Here is a 19,852-nt window from a genome sequence, read left to right on the forward strand (position 1 = left end):
GGCTTCGACCGATTGTCTAAGAAATGATCATCCCATTGATCGTTGCTTATATCTTGACACCCTTAGGTCCGATGCCTAAAATTTCGCGTCCTCCTGTTGTTGGGAGGCGGATTTTTCACACTTACGAAAGTAATTTCAGGAGCTATTTAATGGCAACTATTAACCAGCTGGTACGCAAGCCACGTGCAAAGCAAGTTGTTAAAAGCAACGTGCCTGCGCTAGAAGCGTGTCCACAAAAACGTGGTGTATGTACTCGTGTATACACTACTACTCCTAAGAAACCAAACTCAGCACTACGTAAAGTGTGCCGTGTTCGTCTGACGAACGGTTTCGAAGTAACTTCATACATCGGCGGTGAAGGCCACAACCTTCAAGAGCACAGTGTTGTTCTGATCCGTGGTGGTCGTGTTAAAGACCTTCCAGGTGTTCGCTACCACACTGTTCGTGGTGCACTTGACTGTGCAGGCGTTAATGACCGTAAACAAGGTCGTTCTAAGTACGGTGTGAAGCGTCCTAAGTCTTAATGGAATCCGTTAAGTAAGGCCAAACACTAAATTATTTGTAATTTTGAAAAAACTGAAAAGTTTTGGATAAAACCTGAAGAAGACAACGGAGAATATCCATGCCACGTCGTCGCGTAATTGGTCAGCGTAAGATCCTTCCAGATCCAAAGTTCAAATCTGAACTGCTGGCAAAATTCGTCAACATCCTAATGGTTGACGGTAAGAAATCTACTGCAGAGAAAATTGTTTACACTGCACTGGATACAATGGCTGAGCGTTCTGGTGAAGAACACCTGGCTATCTTTGAAAAAGCTCTTGAAAACGTTCGTCCAGCGGTAGAAGTTAAGTCTCGCCGTGTGGGTGGTTCAACTTACCAAGTACCAGTTGAAGTACGTCCAGTACGTCGTAACGCGCTGGCTATGCGTTGGTTGGTTGAAGCTGCGCGTAAGCGTGGTGAAAAATCTATGGCTGGTCGTCTGGCTGCTGAAATGCTGGATGCCGCTGACAACAAAGGTTCTGCTGTTAAGAAACGTGAAGACGTTCACCGTATGGCAGAAGCGAACAAAGCGTTCGCACATTACCGCTGGTAATCACCCCGGTAATAAAAATTGGGCGCAGCAAGCTTGGCTTGCTGCGCCTGAACCATATTCTAAGGCCCCCCTTCGCAAGAGGATACAGCCGTGGCTCGTAAAACGCCTATCGAGCGCTACCGCAATATCGGTATCTGTGCTCACGTTGACGCCGGTAAAACAACAACGACCGAGCGTATCCTGTTTTATACAGGCCTGTCTCACAAAATCGGTGAAGTTCACGACGGCGCAGCTACCATGGACTGGATGGAGCAGGAGCAGGAGCGTGGGATCACCATCACTTCTGCTGCAACGACGACCTTCTGGCGTGGTATGGAAGCGCAGTTTCCTGAACACCGCGTAAATATCATCGATACTCCGGGACACGTTGACTTCACCATTGAAGTAGAGCGTTCCCTGCGTGTGCTTGACGGTGCAGTTGTCGTGTTCTGTGGTTCTTCCGGGGTTGAGCCTCAGTCTGAAACTGTATGGCGTCAGGCTGATAAATATCATGTGCCTCGCATGGTATTCGTAAACAAGATGGACCGTGCCGGTGCCGACTTCCTGCGCGTGGTTGAGCAGATTAAAAACCGTCTTGGTGCGAACCCAGTGCCAATCCAATTGAACATTGGTGCTGAAGAAGAATTTAAAGGCGTTGTTGACCTTATCAAGATGAAGGCCATCAACTGGAATGAAGCCGATCAGGGTATGACATTTACCTATGAGGACATTCCGGCGGATATGGTCGAGCTTGCCGAGGAATGGCGTCAGAACCTGGTGGAATCTGCGGCAGAAGCTTCTGAAGAGCTGATGGATAAGTACCTGGAAGAAGGTGACTTGTCTGAAGCCGAGATTAAAGCCGGTCTGCGTCAGCGTACGCTGGCGAACGAGATCGTGCTGGCAACCTGTGGTTCAGCATTTAAGAACAAAGGGGTTCAGGCAGTACTCGATGCTGTGGTTGAATTCCTGCCTTCGCCAACGGACGTGAAATCGATCCGCGGTGAAGACGAACTAGGAAACGAGATTGAACGTCATTCCAGCGACGAAGAACCCTTTGCTGCGCTGGCGTTTAAAATCGCAACAGACCCGTTCGTGGGCTCTCTGACTTTCATGCGTGTGTACTCTGGTGTGGTGAACTCCGGGGATACGGTTTACAACTCTGTCAAAGAGAAGCGTGAGCGTTTCGGTCGTATCGTACAGATGCACTCGAATAAGCGTGAAGAAATCAAAGAAGTTCGCGCGGGCGATATTGCAGCAGCAATCGGTCTGAAGAACGTCACCACCGGGGATACCCTGTGTCATCCGGACCATCACGTGATCCTGGAACGAATGGAGTTCCCGGAGCCGGTGATTCAGATTGCTGTTGAGCCGAAGTCGAAAGCGGACCAGGAAAAGATGGGGATCGCGCTGGGTAAACTGGCCGCAGAAGATCCATCGTTCCGCGTTGAGACGGATGATGAAACCGGTCAGATACTGATCTCTGGTATGGGTGAACTGCACCTGGACATCATCGTTGACCGTATGAAGCGTGAGTTCAGCGTCGAATGTAACGTGGGTAAACCTCAGGTTGCGTACCGTGAAACCATTCGCGGGAAGACGGAAGTTGAAGGCAAGTTCGTACGTCAGTCCGGCGGTCGTGGCCAGTATGGTCATGTCTGGCTGAAAATTGAGCCGTCAGAGCAAGGCGAAGGTTTTGTCTTTGTCGATGAAGTCGTCGGTGGTGTGGTTCCGAAAGAATACATCAGCTCTGTTGCCAAAGGTATCGAAGAGCAGATGAATAACGGTGTTCTGGCTGGTTATCCGGTTCTGGATGTCAAAGCGACACTGTTCGACGGTTCTTACCACGATGTTGACTCCAGCGAAATGGCGTTTAAGATCGCGGGCTCAATGGCCTTCAGGAAAGGGGCGCTTGAAGCGAACCCTGTTATTCTTGAGCCAATGATGAAAGTTGAAGTAACCACACCGGAAGATTGGATGGGTGATGTTGTGGGTGACCTGAACCGTCGCCGCGGCATGATCGAAGGGATGGATGAGGGCCCTGCGGGTCTGAAGATCATCCGTGCCCAGGTTCCATTGGCAGAGATGTTTGGTTACGCAACCGACCTACGTTCAGCGACTCAGGGTCGTGCATCCTATTCAATGGAGTTCAGTGAATATGCTGAAGTTCCTAAGAATGTTGCCGATCGAATTGTTGCCGAACGCTCTTAATTTGAATATTGCGTCAATCGTCGTTGACGCATAGAATACACTCTTCGGACGCGCCCCCTGACCTAGTAGGGGGCGCATCTTAACTAGGAAGGAACACGATCGTGTCTAAAGAAAAATTTGAACGTACGAAACCGCACGTTAACGTTGGTACTATCGGCCACGTTGACCACGGTAAAACTACTCTGACTGCTGCTATCTGTACTGTACTGGCTAAAGTATACGGCGGCGCAGCGCGTGACTTCGCATCTATCGATAACGCGCCTGAAGAGCGTGAGCGTGGTATCACAATCTCTACTTCTCACGTAGAGTACGATACTCCTACTCGCCACTACGCACACGTAGACTGCCCAGGACACGCCGACTACGTTAAGAACATGATCACCGGTGCTGCTCAGATGGACGGTGGTATCCTAGTTGTTGCTGCTACTGATGGCCCAATGCCACAGACTCGTGAGCACATCCTGCTAGGCCGTCAGGTTGGTATCCCTTACATCATCGTGTTCATGAACAAATGTGACATGGTTGATGACGAAGAGCTGCTGGAGCTGGTTGAGATGGAAGTTCGTGAACTTCTGTCTGAGTACGACTTCCCAGGCGATGACTGCCCAGTAATCATGGGTTCTGCTCTGGGCGCGCTGAATGGCGAAGCTCAGTGGGAAGAGAAAATCGTTGAGCTGGCTGAAGCACTGGATTCTTACATCCCAGAGCCAGAGCGTGCAATCGACAAGCCGTTCATCCTGCCAATCGAAGACGTATTCTCAATCCAAGGCCGTGGTACTGTTGTAACTGGTCGTGTTGAGCAAGGTATCGTTCGCGTAGGTGACGAAGTAGCAATCGTTGGTATCAAAGATACTATCACGACTACTTGTACTGGCGTTGAGATGTTCCGTAAGCTTCTGGACGAAGGCCGTGCCGGTGAGAACGTTGGTGTTCTGCTGCGTGGTACTAAGCGTGACGAAGTTGAGCGTGGTCAGGTTCTGGCTAAACCAGGTTCAATCACTCCACACACTACTTTCACTTCAGAAATTTACGTTCTGTCGAAAGACGAAGGTGGCCGTCACACGCCGTTCTTCAAAGGCTACCGTCCACAGTTCTACTTCCGTACAACTGACGTGACCGGTACTATCGAACTGCCAGAAGGCGTAGAGATGGTAATGCCAGGCGACAACGTATCTATGACTGTAACTCTGATCGCGCCAATCGCGATGGACGAAGGTCTGCGCTTCGCAATCCGTGAAGGTGGCCGTACAGTTGGTGCTGGTGTTGTTGCTTCGATCATCGCTTAATTTGCGATTGTCTTAAAGACATACCTGAAAAAAGGGAGCTTCGGCTCCCTTTTTTGATCGCGTAAAACCGATGCACGGACACTGGCTTATCGGATGGCATGTTTAATAGTACATATAGGTATACATTGGTGTTTGTATATTATTATTTAGAATATTTCATCGGTATTAAGAGCAAAAGCATCTAATAAGTGGGACAGAAAAGGGTGGTAATGAAAACTATTCTTGTTTATATTTTCCAGGTCATCAAGAAAGTTGGAACAAGAATGTACGTTTGTCTGTGTCACGGAATCACCGATAAAAAAATCATGAAACTCAGCCTGGAGCACGGGATCACTGATGTTCGCGGGATTCGCCAGATCACGCCCCTGGGCTCGCAGTGCGGCAAGTGCATTCGGACCGCCAAAGAGGTGATAGAAGACACCGTGGCAAAAACGTACCAACAGGCCAGCTAATTCTCGCAGCGAGAAAACCGAAATCAGTTCGTTGGTGGGACACATTTGATGGTCGCCGCGGCCGTACTGTTTATGGCCCCGGTTTTATCGCATGCTCGCGCGGCATCGCTTGACGCGTTAACGCTCAATCCATACTTTTCCGCATTCCGCATTCCGCATTCCGCATTCCGCATTCCGCATTCCGCATTCCGCATTCCGCATTCCGCATTCCGCATTATGATTATATTTCACCCAAGGGGTTGCGCTGAAAAATGTGATCTGTATAATGCTCGCCACTGCCTGAGATATTGATTCTCTTAACTGCAGTTGTGAACCAATAAGCGTTGAGGAAGAAGCTGTTAGACAGCTTAATAATGTATACTCTGACTTATGTTCGCAGTCATTTAATTGGCTGACAATGTGTCCGATAGGGACACTACGTTCACATAAATCAATCGGCATTCTCTCGTCTTAACGAGTCTGAGTGGCGATATTGTTTGTGTAAATTTTTTAATTGGAGCTCTGTCTCATGCAGAACCAACGTATTCGTATCCGCCTAAAGGCTTTCGATCACCGTTTGATCGACCAGTCTACTGCGGAAATCGTAGAAACAGCCAAGCGCACCGGTGCTCAGGTGAAGGGTCCAATCCCTCTGCCTACTCGCAAAGAGCGTTTCACTGTTCTTATTTCTCCACACGTAAATAAGACTGCACGTGACCAGTACGAAATCCGTACTCACAAGCGCCTTATCGACATCGTTGAGCCAACAGACAAAACTGTTGATGCTCTAATGCGTCTAGATCTAGCTGCTGGCGTTGACGTTCAGATCAGCCTAGGTTAATCGGGGAGATAAGAGAATGATTGGTCTAATCGGTCGTAAAGTGGGCATGACCCGCGTATTTACCGAAGATGGCGTTTCTATCCCAGTGACTGTGGTTGAAGTTGAAGCGAACCGTGTTTCTCAGGTTAAATCTGTAGACACTGACGGCTACAACGCAATCCAGGTAACGACTGGTACTAAGAAAGCTAACCGTGTTTCTAAGCCAGAAGCTGGCCACTTTGCGAAAGCAGGTGTTGAAGCAGGTCGCGGTCTTTGGGAATTCCGTCTGGAAAACAACGAAGAGTTCGCTGTTGGCGCTGAGCTGACTGTTGAGCTGTTCAACGAAGTTAAAAAAGTAGACGTTACTGGTACATCTAAGGGTAAAGGTTTCCAAGGTGCTGTTAAGCGCTGGAACTTCCGTACTCAAGATATGACCCACGGTAACTCCTTGTCTCACCGTGCTCCTGGTTCTATCGGTCAATGTCAGACTCCAGGTCGCGTATTCAAAGGCAAGAAAATGGCTGGTCACATGGGTGCTGAGCGTGTAACGACTCAAAACCTAGAGATCGTACGTGTTGACGCTGAACGTAACTTGCTGCTCATTAAAGGTGCAGTCCCAGGTGCGACAGGTGGCAACGTGATCGTTAAACCAGCTGTTAAAGCGTAACGTCAAGGAGTTAGTAATGGAATTGGTAGTCAAAGGCGCTGACGCGCTAACTGTCTCCGAAACTACTTTTGGGCGTGATTTCAATGAAGCGCTTGTACACCAGGTAGTTGTTGCATACGCAGCAGGTGCTCGTCAAGGTACTCGTGCTCAGAAGACTCGTTCTGACGTTTCTGGTGGTGGCGCGAAGCCATGGCGCCAGAAAGGTACAGGCCGCGCTCGTGCAGGTACAATCCGTAGCCCACTATGGCGTACCGGTGGTGTAACTTTCGCTGCTCGTCCACAAGACCACAGCCAGAAAGTTAACAAGAAAATGTACCGTGGTGCTATGAAGAGCATTCTGTCTGAGCTGGTTCGTCAAGAGCGCCTGATCGTTGTTGACAACTTCTCAGTTGAAGCACCTAAAACTAAAGCACTGGTTGCTAAGCTGAAAGAGCTTGAGCTGACTGATGCACTGATCGTAACTGGCGAACTAGATGAGAATCTGTTCCTGGCAGCGCGCAACCTGTACAAGGTTGACGTACGCGACGCTAAGGCAATCGATCCAGTTAGCCTGATTGCTTTCGATAAAGTTGTGATGACTGCTGATGCAGTTAAACAAGTTGAGGAGATGCTGGCATGATCACTGAAGAGCGGATTCTAAAAGTTCTACGTGCTCCGCACATCTCTGAAAAAGCGACTATGGCTGCTGAAAACGGTAACACTATCGTTTTCAAAGTAGCGAAAGACGCAACTAAGAAAGAGATCAAAGCAGCAGTTGAAAAACTGTTCGAGGTTGAAGTCAAGTCTGTAAATACTCTTGTTGCCAAGGGTAAGACCAAACGTCAAGGTATGCGTGAAGGCCGTCGTAGCGACTGGAAAAAAGCGTATGTAATCTTGAAAGAAGGTCAGGACATCGACTTCGCTGGCGGTGCAGAGTAAGACTAGGAGCAAAGAAGAATGGCTATTGTAAAATGTAAGCCGACTTCCCCAGGTCGTCGCCACGTTGTTAAAGTGGTTAACTCTGACCTGCATAAGGGTAAGCCGTACGCGCCACTAACTGAGAAAAAATCTAAGACTGGTGGTCGTAACAATAATGGTCGTATCACAGTACGTCACATCGGTGGTGGTAACAAAAATGCTTACCGTATCATCGACTTCAAACGTACTAAAGATGGTATCCCAGCGAAAGTTGAGCGCCTAGAATACGATCCAAACCGTAGCGCAAACATTGCTCTGGTTCTGTACGCAGACGGTGAGCGTCGTTACATCATCGCACCGAAAGGTCTGAAAGCTGGTGATTCTATCCAGTCTGGCGCAGATGCTGCGATCAAAGTTGGTAACACCCTACCAATGCGCAACATCCCAGTAGGTTCAACTGTACACTGTGTTGAACTGAAGCCAGGTAAAGGTGCTCAGCTGGCTCGTTCAGCAGGTGCTTATGCTCAGATCGTTGCACGTGCAGGCACTTACGTGACTCTGCGTCTACGTTCTGGTGAGATGCGTAAAGTTCTGGCCGAAGGTCGCGCGACTCTAGGTGAAGTTGGCAACGCAGAGCACATGCTACGTGAACTGGGTAAAGCCGGTGCTTCACGTTGGCGCGGTGTTCGCCCAACCGTACGTGGTGTTGTAATGAACCCAGTAGACCACCCACACGGTGGTGGTGAAGGTCGTACTTCTGGTGGTCGTCACCCAGTGACTCCATGGGGCGTACCGACTAAGGGTTACAAGACTCGTAAGAACAAGCGTACCGACAAGTACATCGTACGTCGTCGTAACAAGTAATTTATATCAGAGGATAAGCCATGCCACGTTCTCTCAAGAAAGGTCCTTTTATTGACCTGCACTTGCTGAAGAAGGTAGAGAAAGCGGTGGAAAGCGGTGACAAGAAGCCTGTTAAGACTTGGTCCCGTCGCTCAATGATCATCCCTCAGATGATCGGTTTGACCATCGCTGTCCATAATGGTCGTCAGCACGTTCCTGTTTTCGTTTCTGAAGAAATGATCGGTCACAAGCTTGGCGAATTTGCACCAACACGCACTTACCGCGGTCACGCTGCGGATAAGAAAGCTAAGAAGCGCTAAGAGGAGTATAGGTAATGGAAGCTATCGCTAAACATCGCTTTGCTCGCATCTCACCGCAGAAAGCACGTTTGGTTGCAGATCAACTGCGCGGCAAGCCAGTTGCACAAGCTCTAGAAATTCTACAGTTCAGCAACAAAAAAGCTGCTGATCTGATCAAGAAAGTTCTGGAATCTGCTATCGCTAACGCAGAACACAACGAAGGCGCAGACATCGATGATCTGAATGTTGCGAAAATCTTCGTTGACGAAGGTCCTACCATGAAGCGTATTATGCCTCGTGCTAAAGGCCGTGCCGATCGCATCTTGAAGCGTTCTAGCCACATCACTGTTGTTGTAGCAGACCGCTAAGAGACTAGGAGAGAAAGCAATGGGTCAAAAAGTACATCCTAATGGTATTCGTCTTGGCATCGTTAAGCCATGGAATACCACTTGGTTTGCTAACAGCCAAGAGTTCGCTGACAACCTAGACGGCGACTTCAAGGTACGTCAGTTCCTGACTAAGGAACTATCTAAAGCGTCTCTGTCACGCATCGTTATCGAGCGTCCTGCGAAGAGCATCCGTGTGACTATTCACACTGCTCGTCCAGGTGTTGTTATCGGTAAGAAAGGTGAAGACGTAGAAAAACTACGCGCTCACGTTGCGAAGATCGCTGGTGTACCAGCTCAGATCAACATCGCAGAAGTACGTAAGCCTGAGCTAGACGGTCAACTGGTTGCAGACAGCATTTCGTCTCAGCTGGAGCGTCGTGTGATGTTCCGTCGTGCTATGAAGCGTGCGGTTCAGAACGCTATGCGCCTTGGCGCGAAAGGTATCAAAGTAGAAGTAAGCGGCCGTCTTGGCGGTGCTGAAATCGCACGTACAGAGTGGTACCGTGAAGGTCGTGTGCCTCTGCACACTCTACGTGCTGACATTGATTACGCAACTTCTTCGGCTCACACCCAATACGGTGTAATCGGCGTTAAAGTTTGGATCTTCAAAGGTGAAGTTCTGGGCGGCATGCCAGTTGCTGAGCCAAAGGCTGACAAGCCTAAGAAGCAGCGCAAAGGCCGTAAATAAGGAGTTTATCGATGCTGCAACCTAAACGCACTAAATTCCGCAAGACTCATAAGGGTCGTAACCGCGGTCTAGCGAACGGTACTGACGTAAGCTTCGGCACATTTGGTCTGAAAGCTGTTGGCCGTGGTCGTATCACTGCTCGCCAAATCGAAGCGGCTCGTCGTGCTATGACTCGTCACATTAAACGTCAAGGTCAAATCTGGATTCGCATCTTCCCAGACAAGCCAATTACCTCTAAGCCTCTTGAAGTTCGTCAAGGTAAAGGTAAAGGTAACGTTGAATACTGGGTAGCCCAGATTCAACCAGGTAAAGTTCTGTACGAAATGGATGGTGTTCCTGAAGCACTGGCTCGTGAAGCATTCGATCTTGCTGCACGTAAGCTACCTATCAAGACTACATTCGTAACTAAGGCGGTGATGTGATGAAAGCACAAGATCTGCGCGCTAAAAGCGTTGAAGAGCTGAATGCTGAGCTTGTGGGCCTTCTGCGCGAACAGTTCAACCTGCGTATGCAGGCTGCGACTGGTCAACTACAGCAGACTCACACTCTGAAAGCTGTACGTCGCGATATCGCACGTGTTAAAACCGTTCTGACTGAGAAGGCTGGCGCATAATGAGCGAGAAAATTCGTACTCAGCAAGGTCGTGTAGTTAGCAACAAAGGCGACAAGTCTATCGTTGTTGCAATCGAGCGTAAGGTGAAACACCCAGTCTACGGGAAGTACATCACTCGCACGACTAAACTGCATGCACACGACGAAAACAACGAGTGTGGCCAAGGCGATACTGTTGAAATTCGTGAGTGCCGTCCACTGTCTAAGACTAAATCTTGGACTCTGGTTCGCGTAGTTGAGAAAGCTCGCATCTAAGCGAACTTGACAACATCCTAACTGAGCGGCCCCGAAAAACTTTGGGGCCGTTTATTTTTTGTCTACCCATCGGGCGAAAAGAGTGTTATCATTCGCCGCCTTTGTAGAAAAGGCAATGCGACCCGTGATGGGTCTAGATGTTTAAAATTAGCGGAGCACTAACATGATCCAAATGCAAAGTATGCTAGAAGCTGCCGATAACTCCGGCGCTCGTAGCGTAATGTGTATTAAGGTTCTGGGTGGTTCACACCGTCGCTATGCACATATCGGTGACATCATCAAAGTTACTGTTAAGGAAGCAATTCCACGCGGTAAAGTAAAAAAGGGTGATGTACTGAAAGCGGTGGTTGTGCGCACTCGTAAAGGCGTACGTCGTCCAGACGGCTCTGTCATTCGTTTTGACCGTAATGCTTGTGTATTGTTGAACGACAACACTGAGCAACCAATCGGTACTCGTATTTTCGGCCCTGTGACTCGTGAGCTTCGTAACGACAAGTTCATGAAGATCGTTTCACTAGCGCCAGAAGTACTGTAAGGAGTAATTCAAATGGCAGCTAAAATCCGTCGTAACGACGAAGTTATCGTTCTTACTGGTAAAGACAAAGGTAAGAAAGGTAAAGTATCTAAGGTTCTAGCAACCGGTAAAATCATCGTTGAAGGTATCAACCTTGTGAAGAAGCACCAGAAGCCTGTACCGGCTATGGGCATCCAAGGTGGCATCGTTGAGAAAGAAGCAGCAATCGACGCTTCTAACGTTGCAATCGTAAACGGTGAAGGTAAAGCGGACCGTGTAGGCTTCCGATTCGAAGACGGCAAAAAAGTTCGTTTCTTCAAATCGACTGGCGAAACTATCAAGTAATTCTGGAGTAGTACACTATGGCGAAACTGCATGATTACTACAAAGAGACTATTGTAAAAGAGCTTGCTGACAAGTTCGAATACAAGAGCATCATGCAAGTCCCAAGGATCGAAAAAATCACACTGAACATGGGTGTGGGCGACGCGATCAACGACAAAAAACTGCTAGAGAACGCAGCTGCTGACATGACTGCAATCGCAGGTCAGAAGCCGCTGATCACTAAAGCACGTAAGTCTGTTGCTGGCTTTAAGATCCGTGAGGGCTACCCTATTGGCTGTAAAGTAACTCTACGTGGCGAACGTATGTGGGACTTCTTCGAGCGTCTAATTGCAATTGCTGTTCCTCGTATCCGTGATTTCCGTGGTCTGAACCCGAAATCATTCGACGGTCGTGGTAACTACAGCATGGGCGTTCGTGAGCAGATTATCTTCCCAGAGATCGATTACGATAAAGTTGATCGTGTACGTGGTCTAGATATCACTATCACGACTTCTGCGAAGTCTGACGAAGAAGCTCGTGCTCTGCTATCTGCTTTTAACTTCCCATTCCGTAAGTAAAAGTAAGGGTTACTAATGGCTAAAGAATCCATGAAGGCGCGCGAAGTAAAACGCGCCAAGCTAGTAGCAAAGTTCGCTGAAAAGCGTTCTGCGCTGAAAGCTCTAATCAACGACGTGAATGCGTCTGAAGAAGACCGCTGGAATGCAGTGCTTAAACTTCAGTCACTACCACGTGATTCTGCGAAGTCTCGTCAGCGTAACCGCTGTAACCAGACTGGACGTCCACACGGCTACCTGCGTAAGTTTGGTCTATGCCGTATCAAGGTTCGTGAAGCTTGCATGAAAGGCGAGATTCCGGGTCTGCGCAAAGCTAGCTGGTAATTATTTACCAAATTAGAATCACGGAGTAATTGACTTATGAGCATGCAAGATCCGATTTCGGATATGCTGACCCGCATTCGCAATGGTCAGGCAGCGAAAAAAGTTGCTGTTAAAATGCCATCTTCTAAGCTGAAAGTTGCTATTGCTAAACTGCTGAAAGAAGAAGGTTTTGTGGCTGACTACACCATTTCTGGTGAAGTGAAGCCTGAGCTAGAAGTGACTCTTAAGTACTTCGAAGCGAACCCAGTTATTGAGCAAATCCAACGTGTATCACGTCCAGGTCTGCGCATCTACAAGAAAAAAGATGCTCTGCCTTCAGTGATGGGCGGTCTGGGTATTGCTGTTGTATCCACTTCCAAAGGTCTGATGACTGACCGCGCTGCTCGCAAAGCGGGTCTTGGCGGTGAGATTATCTGCTACGTAGCTTAAGGAGTAGGAAATGTCTCGTGTTGCAAAAGCACCTGTAGTAATTCCTGCCGGCGTAGAAGTTAAACTTAACGGCCAGGAAATCACTGTAAAAGGTGGTAAGGGCGAACTAACTCGCACTATTCATGATGCAGTAGTTCTTTCCCAGGAAGAAAACACAATCACTTTCGGTCCTCGTGAAGGTTTCGAAAAAGCTTGGGCACAAGCAGGTACTGCACGTGCACTAGTTAACAACATGGTTGTTGGTGTTACTGAAGGCTTCACTAAGAAGCTGATTCTTAAGGGTGTTGGTTACCGTGCTGCCATCAAAGGCAACGCTGTAGGTCTGACCCTTGGTTTCTCGCACCCAGTTGAGCACGAACTACCAGCAGGTATCAAAGCTGAATGTCCAACTCAGACTGAAATCGTACTGACAGGTACTGATAAGCAGTTGATTGGTCAGGTTGCTGCTGATATTCGCGCTTACCGTAGCCCTGAGCCTTACAAAGGTAAAGGTGTTCGTTACGCCGACGAAGTTGTGCGTACTAAAGAAGCTAAGAAGAAGTAAGGTAACACTATGGATAAGAAAGCATCTCGTATCCGTCGTGCGACCCGTGCACGTCGCAAGATTGCTGAACTGGGCGTTACTCGCCTGGTTGTACACCGCACTCCACGTCACGTGTACGCGCAGGTTATCGCACCAAATGGTTCTGAGGTAATCGCAGCCGCTTCTACAGTAGAAAAGGCGATCCGTGAGCAGGTTAAGGGTACCGGTAACAAAGACGCAGCTGCAGTAGTAGGTAAAGCTATTGCTGAGCGCGCGATTGAAAAAGGCATCTCTAACGTTGCATTCGATCGTTCTGGTTTCCAATACCACGGCCGTGTTGCTGCACTAGCAGAAGCTGCTCGTGAAGCTGGTCTGAAATTCTAAGGTAGGCGGAAGATGGCTAACGAAAAAACTCAATCAGATTTGCATGAAAAGCTGATCGCTGTTAACCGTGTATCTAAGACGGTTAAAGGTGGTCGTATTTTCAGCTTTACTGCACTAACTGTAGTTGGTGACGGCAACGGTCGCGTTGGTTTCGGTTACGGCAAGGCACGTGAAGTTCCTGCTGCGATCCAGAAAGCGATGGAAAAAGCTCGTCGCAACATGGTTACTGTTGCCCTGAACGACGGTACTCTGCACCACGCTGTTAAAGGCCGCCACACTGGTTCTAAAGTGTACATGCAGCCTGCATCAGAAGGTACTGGTATCATCGCCGGTGGTGCAATGCGTGCAGTTCTGGAAGTTGCGGGTGTTCGCAACGTTCTGGCAAAAGCATACGGCTCTACAAACCCAATCAACATCGTTCGCGCGACTATTGACGGTTTGAGTGGCATGAACTCTCCAGAAATGATCGCTGCTAAGCGTGGTCTTTCTGTTAAAGAAATTCTGGAGTAATCGACATGGCTAAGACTATTAAAGTAACGCAGACCAAGAGCTCAATCGGCCGTCTGCCTAAGCATAAAGCTACTTTGCGTGGCCTGGGTCTACGTCGCATCAACCACACTGTAGAACTTGAAGATACTGCTTGCGTACGCGGCATGATCAACAAAGTTATCTACATGGTTAAAGTTGAGGAGTAATCAGAATGCGTTTGAATACTCTAGCTCCAGCTGCGGGTTCTAAGCCTTCTGCGAAGCGCGTAGGCCGTGGTATCGGTTCAGGTCTGGGCAAAACTTGTGGCCGTGGTCACAAAGGTCAGAAATCACGTTCAGGTGGTTCTGTACGTCCAGGCTTCGAAGGCGGTCAAATGCCTTTGAAACAGCGTCTACCAAAATTCGGTTTTACTTCTCGCAAGAGCCTGGTAACAGCTGAAGTTCGTCTAGCAGAGCTGGCGAAAGTTGAAGGTGACGTAGTAAGCCTAGAAACACTGAAGGCTGCGAACGTAATCACTAAGAACATCGAGTTCGTGAAAGTTGTACTTTCTGGTGAAATCGCTCGCTCAGTTACAGTGAAAGGTCTACGCGTAACTAAAGGCGCTAAAGCTGCGATCGAAGCTGCAGGCGGTAAAATCGAGGAATAATTAACTCGAGGATGAGGTACAGATGGCTAAACAACCAGGACAAGATTTTCGTAGCGCCCAAGGTGGCCTAGCAGAGCTTAAGACTCGCCTACTCTTTGTATTAGGTGCAATCTTAATTTTCCGAGCCGGCTCCTTTGTGCCTATTCCTGGTATTGACGCTGCTGTACTTGCCGATCTGTTCGAACAGCAAAAGGGCACCGTCATTGAACTGTTTAACATGTTCTCTGGTGGTGCACTTGAGCGTGCTTCCATCTTGGCGCTGGGGATCATGCCGTATATTTCGGCATCGATTATTGTCCAGTTGCTGACGGTTGTTCACCCGGCTTTGGCCGAGTTGAAAAAGGAAGGGGAGTCTGGCCGTCGTAAGATTAGCCAGTACACTCGTTACGGCACGCTTGTTTTGGCAACCTTCCAAGCAATTGGTATTGCAACGGGGTTACCAAGTATGATCCCTGGCCTGGTGATTAACCCGGGCCTTGGATTTTACTTTGTCGCGGTAGTGAGTTTGGTCACCGGTACCATGTTTCTGATGTGGTTGGGTGAGCAAATTACCGAGCGTGGCATTGGTAACGGTATTTCAGTAATTATCTTTACTGGTATCGTTGCAGGTTTGCCGCCGGCTATTGGACAGACCGTAGAGCAAGCACGTCAAGGTGAATTGCACGTACTTCTTCTACTATTAATTGCAGTTATTTCTTTCGCTGTAATTTATTTTGTGGTGTTCATGGAGCGTGGTCAGCGTCGTATCGTCGTCAACTACGCCAAGCGTCAGCAAGGCCGTCGTGTTTTTGCTGCGCAGAGCACCCACTTGCCGTTGAAAATCAACATGGCAGGGGTAATTCCAGCGATTTTTGCATCCAGTATTATTCTGTTTCCGGGTACACTGGCTCAGTGGTTCGGTCAGAATGAGAATCTAGGTTGGCTCAGCGATATCTCGCTGGCGCTTAGCCCAGGTCAGCCACTGTATGTGATGCTGTATGCAGCTGCGATTATTTTCTTCTGTTTCTTCTATACCGCGTTGGTGTTCAACCCTCGCGAGACAGCGGATAACTTGAAGAAGTCTGGTGCGTTCGTACCTGGTATTCGCCCGGGTGAGCAGACCGCGAAGTATATTGATAAAGTGATGACTCGCCTGACACTGGCAGGTGCTCTGTACATTACCTTTATCTGTCTGATCCCCGAGTTTATGATGATTGCATGGAATGTCCGCTTCTACTTTGGCGGTACATCACTACTGATTGTAGTTGTAGTTATTATGGACTTCATGGCTCAAGTTCAGACACATCTGATGTCTCAACAATATGAGTCTGTTTTGAAAAAGGCTAACCTTAAAGGCCACGGCCGATAAGACTAGTTATCCATTTACGGAGTTTAGCAATGAAAGTTCGTGCTTCCGTTAAGAAAATCTGCCGTAACTGTAAAGTTATCAAGCGCAACGGTGTTGTGCGTGTAATTTGCAGTGAGCCAAAGCACAAACAGCGCCAAGGCTAATTAGCAGAAATATTTCTTGCAAATTGAAGGTAGGTTGGCTAAATTAGCCAACCAATCTTTTGTGTGTGCAAAAGAATTGTCCCACCGCTGCGTATCCTAAACGGGCTTTGCAGCGGTTATTCTTGAAAAGTACTAGGAGTGAATAGTGGCCCGTATTGCAGGCATTAACATTCCTGATCATAAACATTCTGTAATCGCTCTTACAGCGATCTACGGCATCGGCAAAACTCGCTCAAAAGCTATCCTAGCTGAAGTGGGTATTGCTGAAGATGTTAAGATCAGTGAACTGACTGAAGAGCAGATCGATCTACTGCGTGATGGTGTAGCTAAGTACACTGTAGAAGGTGATCTACGTCGTGAAGTTTCCATGAACATCAAGCGTCTGATGGACCTTGGTTGTTACCGTGGTCTTCGTCATCGTCGCAGTCTACCACTACGTGGACAGCGTACTAAAACCAACGCACGTACCCGTAAGGGTCCGCGCAAGCCGATCAAAAAATAGTCGGATAAGGTAGAGTACAATGGCTAAACAACCAACTCGCGCTCGTAAGCGCGTACGTAAGCAAGTTGCTGATGGCGTTGCGCACATTCATGCTTCTTTCAACAACACAATCGTAACCATTACTGACCGTCAAGGTAATGCTCTTTCTTGGGCAACTGCCGGTGGTTCTGGTTTCCGTGGTTCTCGTAAATCTACTCCGTTCGCTGCACAGGTTGCTGCTGAGCGTTGTGGTGAAATGGCCAAAGAATATGGCGTTAAGAACCTGGAAGTTATGGTTAAGGGCCCAGGTCCAGGTCGTGAGTCTACTATCCGCGCTCTGAACGCTGCGGGTTTCCGTATCACTAACATTGTTGATGCGACTCCGATCCCTCATAACGGTTGTCGTCCACCTAAGAAACGTCGCGTATAACGTTTCGTTTCTAGGAAAACTGGAGAAAGAACATGGCAAGATATTTGGGTCCTAAGCTGAAGCTTAGCCGTCGTGAAGGTACAGACTTGTTCCTTAAGTCTGGCGTTCGCGCGATTGATACCAAGTGTAAAATCGATAACGCACCAGGTGTACACGGCGCTCGTCGCGGTCGTCTATCTGACTATGGCGTTCAGCTTCGTGAGAAGCAAAAAGTTCGTCGTACTTACGGCGTTCTGGAAAAACAATTCCGTAACTACTACAAAGAAGCTGCTCGCCTGAAAGGCAACACAGGTGAAAACCTGCTGCAACTTCTGGAAGGTCGTCTGGATAACGTAGTTTACCGCATGGGCTTCGGCTCAACTCGTGCTGAAGCACGTCAGCTGGTAAGCCACAAAGCGATCCTAGTTAACGGTCAAGTCGTAAACGTTCCTTCTTTCAAGGTAGCGGCTAACGACGTTGTTAGCGTTCGTGAGAAAGCTAAGAACCAAGCACGCATCAAAGCAGCTCTAGAAGTTGCTACTCAGCGTGAACTACCGACTTGGGTCGAAGTAGACAACAGCAAAATGGAAGGTACGTTCAAGCGTCTTCCAGAACGTTCTGATTTGTCTGCCGACATCAACGAACACCTGATCGTCGAGCTTTACTCTAAGTAAGGCTATAGTTAAGAGAGGACACAATGCAGGGTTCTGTAACAGAATTTCTTAAGCCGCGTCTTGTTGATATTGAACAAGTTAGCACGACGCATGCAAAAGTAACTCTTGAGCCGCTAGAGCGTGGTTTCGGTCACACTCTGGGTAATGCTCTACGTCGCATCCTACTATCTTCAATGCCGGGTTGTGCTGTCACTGAAGTAGAGATCGACGGTGTGTTACACGAGTACAGCACCAAAGAAGGAGTACAGGAAGATGTTCTTGAGATCCTTCTGAACCTTAAAGGCCTGGCCGTTAAGGTTGAGGGTAAAGACGAAGTTATCCTTACTCTGAATAAGTCTGGTGCAGGCCCTGTTGTTGCAGGTGACATCACCCACGACGGTGATGTTGAGATTGCGAACCCAGAGCACGTAATCTGCCACCTAACTGATGACAATGCTGACATCAGCATGCGCATCAAGGTAGAGCGTGGTCGTGGCTACGTACCAGCGTCTGCTCGTATTCATACTGAAGAAGATGAGCGCCCAATTGGTCGTCTGCTAGTTGATGCAACTTTCAGCCCAGTTGACCGTATCGCTTATGCTGTTGAGGCTGCACGTGTTGAACAACGTACAGACCTGGATAAGCTGGTTATCGATATGGAGACAAACGGTACGCTTGATCCTGAGGAAGCTATCCGTCGCGCGGCTACAATTCTGGCCGAGCAACTGGATGCATTCGTAGATCTGCGTGATGTACGAGTTCCTGAAGAGAAAGAAGAGAAGCCTGAGTTCGATCCGATCCTACTGCGTCCTGTAGACGATCTTGAACTAACTGTTCGCTCTGCTAACTGTCTGAAAGCAGAAGCGATCCATTACATCGGTGATCTTGTTCAGCGTACTGAGGTTGAGCTTCTGAAAACGCCTAACCTGGGTAAGAAGTCTTTGACTGAAATTAAAGACGTGCTGGCATCACGTGGTCTTTCTCTGGGTATGCGCCTAGAGAACTGGCCGCCAGCATCAATCGCTGAAGATTAATAGTTACTGATATCTAGTTAGAAGGATTAGGTCATGCGCCATCGTAAGAGTGGTCGTCAACTCAACCGCAACAGCAGCCATCGCAAAGCGATGTTCAGCAACATGGCTGGCTCTCTGGTACGTCACGAGCTTATCAAGACTACCCTGCCTAAGGCAAAAGAGCTGCGTCGCGTAATTGAGCCATTGATTACCCTAGCTAAGACTGACAGTGTTGCTAACCGTCGTCTGGCATTCGCACGTACTCGTGATAACGAAGTTGTTGCGAAACTATTTAACGAATTAGGTCCACGTTTTGCTCAGCGTCCAGGCGGTTACACTCGTATTATGAAATGCGGTTTCCGTGCTGGCGATAAAGCCCCTATGGCTTACATCGAGCTAGTAGACCGTCCTGAAGTTCAGGAAGAAGCTGCTGCTGAATAAGCAAATGCGCGTTAAATGAAAGAGGCCGAGTCATTGACTCGGCTTTTTTTATACCTGTAGTTTTGATTAAACCGCTGGGATGAAACTCTATTCTTTATTCACTCCTTTATAGATAGTTCTAAATTTTTCCTTTTCCTTTTCCTTTTCCTTTGCATGTAGATTTCGGGGAGCGCTTGCCCTATGACCCATGTTTTGCTCCTGCTTGTTTATTCTTCGACAAGGTCAAAATTGAAAAATAGGGAGAGGGGAGTGTTAAAAGACAGCGATTTTGCTTTCTGGTGGTTATTTTTCAATCGCTCAACATTCTTTTTGAAATTTTGGGGTTGCCAACCGAATTTGGTTCTCTATAATGCCGCCTCACTGACAGGGACGAAGCAAGCAAATAGCGAGCAGAGTTCCACAGTAAGGCACCAAGAATTAATCTGAAAAAAAGTGTTTGACACTGAAGATTGATTCGATAGAATGGCTGCCCTGTTCGACAAGAAAGTTCAAACTTTGAAGTTAACTTGTTGAATAATTAGTTCTTTAACAATTTGACCATGCAATCTGTGTGGGCACTCGTGTAATGATAGTCAAAAGATTTATCAGTGAACTGAGTGACCAATACGACATAGCTTCGGCTATATCGGCACAGTCAATTTATTTTTGCTTCTGCTTTTTCTTAAAAAGCGGCGGCAAGAAATCAGTAA

The 19,852-nt window shown here is 48.1% G+C and carries 33 protein-coding genes; all 33 read left to right on the forward strand.

All coding sequences use genetic code 11. The features are described 5' to 3' along the window. Nucleotides 1–149: 149 nt before the first annotated feature. The 33 genes from rpsL (at nucleotide 150) to rplQ (ending at nucleotide 19,163) form a co-directional block, all read left to right on the forward strand. A complete protein-coding gene (gene rpsL / locus VV869_RS11525) occupies nucleotides 150–524 on the forward strand; it encodes a 30S ribosomal protein S12 (protein WP_004399892.1) in 375 nt (124 codons plus the stop codon). Between the two features lie 98 nt (nucleotides 525–622). Next, nucleotides 623–1,093 carry a 30S ribosomal protein S7 gene (gene rpsG, locus VV869_RS11530; RefSeq protein WP_337735068.1) on the forward strand — a complete coding sequence of 157 codons (471 nt, stop codon included), beginning with the start codon at nucleotides 623–625 and terminating at the stop codon, nucleotides 1,091–1,093. A gap of 90 nt (nucleotides 1,094–1,183) precedes the next feature. Continuing rightward, entirely contained in the window at nucleotides 1,184–3,280 is a 2,097-nt protein-coding gene (fusA, locus tag VV869_RS11535) for an elongation factor G (protein WP_337735069.1), read from the forward strand. 101 nt (nucleotides 3,281–3,381) lie between these two features. Continuing rightward, nucleotides 3,382–4,566 (forward strand): elongation factor Tu, encoded by a 1,185-nt coding sequence (gene tuf / locus VV869_RS11540; RefSeq protein WP_107193913.1) that lies wholly within the window; start codon nucleotides 3,382–3,384, stop codon nucleotides 4,564–4,566. Between the two features lie 263 nt (nucleotides 4,567–4,829). Next, nucleotides 4,830–5,018 carry a (2Fe-2S)-binding protein gene (locus VV869_RS11545; protein ID WP_337735070.1) on the forward strand — a complete coding sequence of 63 codons (189 nt, stop codon included), beginning with the start codon at nucleotides 4,830–4,832 and terminating at the stop codon, nucleotides 5,016–5,018. A 508-nt stretch (nucleotides 5,019–5,526) separates the two neighbouring features. Next, nucleotides 5,527–5,838, forward strand: coding sequence for a 30S ribosomal protein S10 (gene rpsJ, locus VV869_RS11550; protein ID WP_005302781.1), 312 nt, complete (start codon nucleotides 5,527–5,529; stop codon nucleotides 5,836–5,838). 16 nt (nucleotides 5,839–5,854) lie between these two features. Further along, nucleotides 5,855–6,484, forward strand: a complete 630-nt coding sequence (gene rplC / locus VV869_RS11555; protein WP_337735071.1) for a 50S ribosomal protein L3 — start codon at nucleotides 5,855–5,857, stop codon at nucleotides 6,482–6,484. Nucleotides 6,485–6,500: 16 nt separating this feature from the next. Beyond that, on the forward strand, nucleotides 6,501–7,103 hold the full coding sequence (gene rplD / locus VV869_RS11560) for a 50S ribosomal protein L4 (protein ID WP_337735072.1): 603 nt from the start codon (nucleotides 6,501–6,503) through the stop codon (nucleotides 7,101–7,103). Next, complete coding sequence (gene rplW, locus VV869_RS11565; RefSeq protein ID WP_261601583.1) at nucleotides 7,100–7,402, forward strand: 50S ribosomal protein L23; 303 nt, start codon at nucleotides 7,100–7,102, stop codon at nucleotides 7,400–7,402. The genes rplD and rplW overlap by 4 nt, the downstream gene beginning before the upstream one ends. Nucleotides 7,403–7,420: 18 nt before the next feature. Continuing rightward, on the forward strand, nucleotides 7,421–8,245 hold the full coding sequence (gene rplB, locus VV869_RS11570) for a 50S ribosomal protein L2 (RefSeq protein ID WP_337735073.1): 825 nt from the start codon (nucleotides 7,421–7,423) through the stop codon (nucleotides 8,243–8,245). A 20-nt stretch (nucleotides 8,246–8,265) separates the two neighbouring features. Then, nucleotides 8,266–8,544 (forward strand): 30S ribosomal protein S19, encoded by a 279-nt coding sequence (rpsS, locus tag VV869_RS11575; RefSeq protein ID WP_007469141.1) that lies wholly within the window; start codon nucleotides 8,266–8,268, stop codon nucleotides 8,542–8,544. 14 nt (nucleotides 8,545–8,558) lie between these two features. Next, the gene (gene rplV / locus VV869_RS11580) at nucleotides 8,559–8,891 is read left to right on the forward strand and encodes a 50S ribosomal protein L22 (protein WP_255389251.1); all 333 of its coding nucleotides are present in this window, start codon (nucleotides 8,559–8,561) and stop codon (nucleotides 8,889–8,891) included. A 19-nt stretch (nucleotides 8,892–8,910) separates the two neighbouring features. Beyond that, nucleotides 8,911–9,600, forward strand: coding sequence for a 30S ribosomal protein S3 (gene rpsC, locus VV869_RS11585; protein ID WP_337735074.1), 690 nt, complete (start codon nucleotides 8,911–8,913; stop codon nucleotides 9,598–9,600). A gap of 11 nt (nucleotides 9,601–9,611) precedes the next feature. After that, nucleotides 9,612–10,022: a 50S ribosomal protein L16 gene (rplP, locus tag VV869_RS11590; RefSeq protein ID WP_047885224.1), complete on the forward strand. Its 411-nt coding sequence runs from the start codon at nucleotides 9,612–9,614 to the stop codon at nucleotides 10,020–10,022. After that, nucleotides 10,022–10,213: a 50S ribosomal protein L29 gene (rpmC, locus tag VV869_RS11595; protein WP_261601587.1), complete on the forward strand. Its 192-nt coding sequence runs from the start codon at nucleotides 10,022–10,024 to the stop codon at nucleotides 10,211–10,213. Before rplP ends, rpmC begins: the two co-directional genes overlap by 1 nt. After that, nucleotides 10,213–10,467 carry a 30S ribosomal protein S17 gene (gene rpsQ, locus VV869_RS11600; RefSeq protein ID WP_337735075.1) on the forward strand — a complete coding sequence of 85 codons (255 nt, stop codon included), beginning with the start codon at nucleotides 10,213–10,215 and terminating at the stop codon, nucleotides 10,465–10,467. The genes rpmC and rpsQ overlap by 1 nt, the downstream gene beginning before the upstream one ends. A gap of 163 nt (nucleotides 10,468–10,630) precedes the next feature. Further along, nucleotides 10,631–11,002, forward strand: a complete 372-nt coding sequence (gene rplN / locus VV869_RS11605; RefSeq protein WP_261601589.1) for a 50S ribosomal protein L14 — start codon at nucleotides 10,631–10,633, stop codon at nucleotides 11,000–11,002. Between the two features lie 12 nt (nucleotides 11,003–11,014). Beyond that, the gene (rplX, locus tag VV869_RS11610) at nucleotides 11,015–11,326 is read left to right on the forward strand and encodes a 50S ribosomal protein L24 (RefSeq protein WP_255389257.1); all 312 of its coding nucleotides are present in this window, start codon (nucleotides 11,015–11,017) and stop codon (nucleotides 11,324–11,326) included. A 17-nt stretch (nucleotides 11,327–11,343) separates the two neighbouring features. After that, the gene (rplE, locus tag VV869_RS11615) at nucleotides 11,344–11,883 is read left to right on the forward strand and encodes a 50S ribosomal protein L5 (protein ID WP_337735076.1); all 540 of its coding nucleotides are present in this window, start codon (nucleotides 11,344–11,346) and stop codon (nucleotides 11,881–11,883) included. A 15-nt stretch (nucleotides 11,884–11,898) separates the two neighbouring features. Further along, complete coding sequence (rpsN, locus tag VV869_RS11620; RefSeq protein ID WP_261601590.1) at nucleotides 11,899–12,204, forward strand: 30S ribosomal protein S14; 306 nt, start codon at nucleotides 11,899–11,901, stop codon at nucleotides 12,202–12,204. Between the two features lie 36 nt (nucleotides 12,205–12,240). Further along, nucleotides 12,241–12,633 carry a 30S ribosomal protein S8 gene (gene rpsH, locus VV869_RS11625; protein WP_337735077.1) on the forward strand — a complete coding sequence of 131 codons (393 nt, stop codon included), beginning with the start codon at nucleotides 12,241–12,243 and terminating at the stop codon, nucleotides 12,631–12,633. 10 nt (nucleotides 12,634–12,643) lie between these two features. Continuing rightward, a complete protein-coding gene (rplF, locus tag VV869_RS11630) occupies nucleotides 12,644–13,177 on the forward strand; it encodes a 50S ribosomal protein L6 (protein ID WP_337735078.1) in 534 nt (177 codons plus the stop codon). Between the two features lie 9 nt (nucleotides 13,178–13,186). After that, on the forward strand, nucleotides 13,187–13,540 hold the full coding sequence (gene rplR, locus VV869_RS11635) for a 50S ribosomal protein L18 (protein WP_337735079.1): 354 nt from the start codon (nucleotides 13,187–13,189) through the stop codon (nucleotides 13,538–13,540). A gap of 12 nt (nucleotides 13,541–13,552) precedes the next feature. Beyond that, nucleotides 13,553–14,050 carry a 30S ribosomal protein S5 gene (gene rpsE / locus VV869_RS11640; RefSeq protein WP_007469103.1) on the forward strand — a complete coding sequence of 166 codons (498 nt, stop codon included), beginning with the start codon at nucleotides 13,553–13,555 and terminating at the stop codon, nucleotides 14,048–14,050. A gap of 5 nt (nucleotides 14,051–14,055) precedes the next feature. Further along, on the forward strand, nucleotides 14,056–14,235 hold the full coding sequence (gene rpmD / locus VV869_RS11645) for a 50S ribosomal protein L30 (RefSeq protein WP_107299064.1): 180 nt from the start codon (nucleotides 14,056–14,058) through the stop codon (nucleotides 14,233–14,235). A gap of 5 nt (nucleotides 14,236–14,240) precedes the next feature. Further along, complete coding sequence (rplO, locus tag VV869_RS11650) at nucleotides 14,241–14,675, forward strand: 50S ribosomal protein L15 (protein ID WP_337735080.1); 435 nt, start codon at nucleotides 14,241–14,243, stop codon at nucleotides 14,673–14,675. A gap of 22 nt (nucleotides 14,676–14,697) precedes the next feature. Further along, nucleotides 14,698–16,023 carry a preprotein translocase subunit SecY gene (gene secY / locus VV869_RS11655; RefSeq protein WP_255389265.1) on the forward strand — a complete coding sequence of 442 codons (1,326 nt, stop codon included), beginning with the start codon at nucleotides 14,698–14,700 and terminating at the stop codon, nucleotides 16,021–16,023. A gap of 29 nt (nucleotides 16,024–16,052) precedes the next feature. Next, on the forward strand, nucleotides 16,053–16,166 hold the full coding sequence (gene rpmJ / locus VV869_RS11660; RefSeq protein WP_000868186.1) for a 50S ribosomal protein L36: 114 nt from the start codon (nucleotides 16,053–16,055) through the stop codon (nucleotides 16,164–16,166). Between the two features lie 145 nt (nucleotides 16,167–16,311). Continuing rightward, nucleotides 16,312–16,668: a 30S ribosomal protein S13 gene (rpsM, locus tag VV869_RS11665; RefSeq protein ID WP_047876506.1), complete on the forward strand. Its 357-nt coding sequence runs from the start codon at nucleotides 16,312–16,314 to the stop codon at nucleotides 16,666–16,668. Nucleotides 16,669–16,687: 19 nt separating this feature from the next. Next, complete coding sequence (gene rpsK, locus VV869_RS11670) at nucleotides 16,688–17,077, forward strand: 30S ribosomal protein S11 (protein WP_005370963.1); 390 nt, start codon at nucleotides 16,688–16,690, stop codon at nucleotides 17,075–17,077. Between the two features lie 32 nt (nucleotides 17,078–17,109). Then, the gene (gene rpsD, locus VV869_RS11675; protein ID WP_261601595.1) at nucleotides 17,110–17,730 is read left to right on the forward strand and encodes a 30S ribosomal protein S4; all 621 of its coding nucleotides are present in this window, start codon (nucleotides 17,110–17,112) and stop codon (nucleotides 17,728–17,730) included. Between the two features lie 23 nt (nucleotides 17,731–17,753). Continuing rightward, on the forward strand, nucleotides 17,754–18,743 hold the full coding sequence (locus tag VV869_RS11680; protein ID WP_337735081.1) for a DNA-directed RNA polymerase subunit alpha: 990 nt from the start codon (nucleotides 17,754–17,756) through the stop codon (nucleotides 18,741–18,743). A gap of 33 nt (nucleotides 18,744–18,776) precedes the next feature. Next, nucleotides 18,777–19,163, forward strand: coding sequence for a 50S ribosomal protein L17 (gene rplQ / locus VV869_RS11685; protein WP_047885208.1), 387 nt, complete (start codon nucleotides 18,777–18,779; stop codon nucleotides 19,161–19,163). Nucleotides 19,164–19,852 lie beyond the last annotated feature (689 nt).

It is taken from the genome of Photobacterium sp. MCCC 1A19761 (assembly GCF_037389125.1).
Classification (GTDB): Bacteria; Pseudomonadota; Gammaproteobacteria; order Enterobacterales; family Vibrionaceae; genus Photobacterium.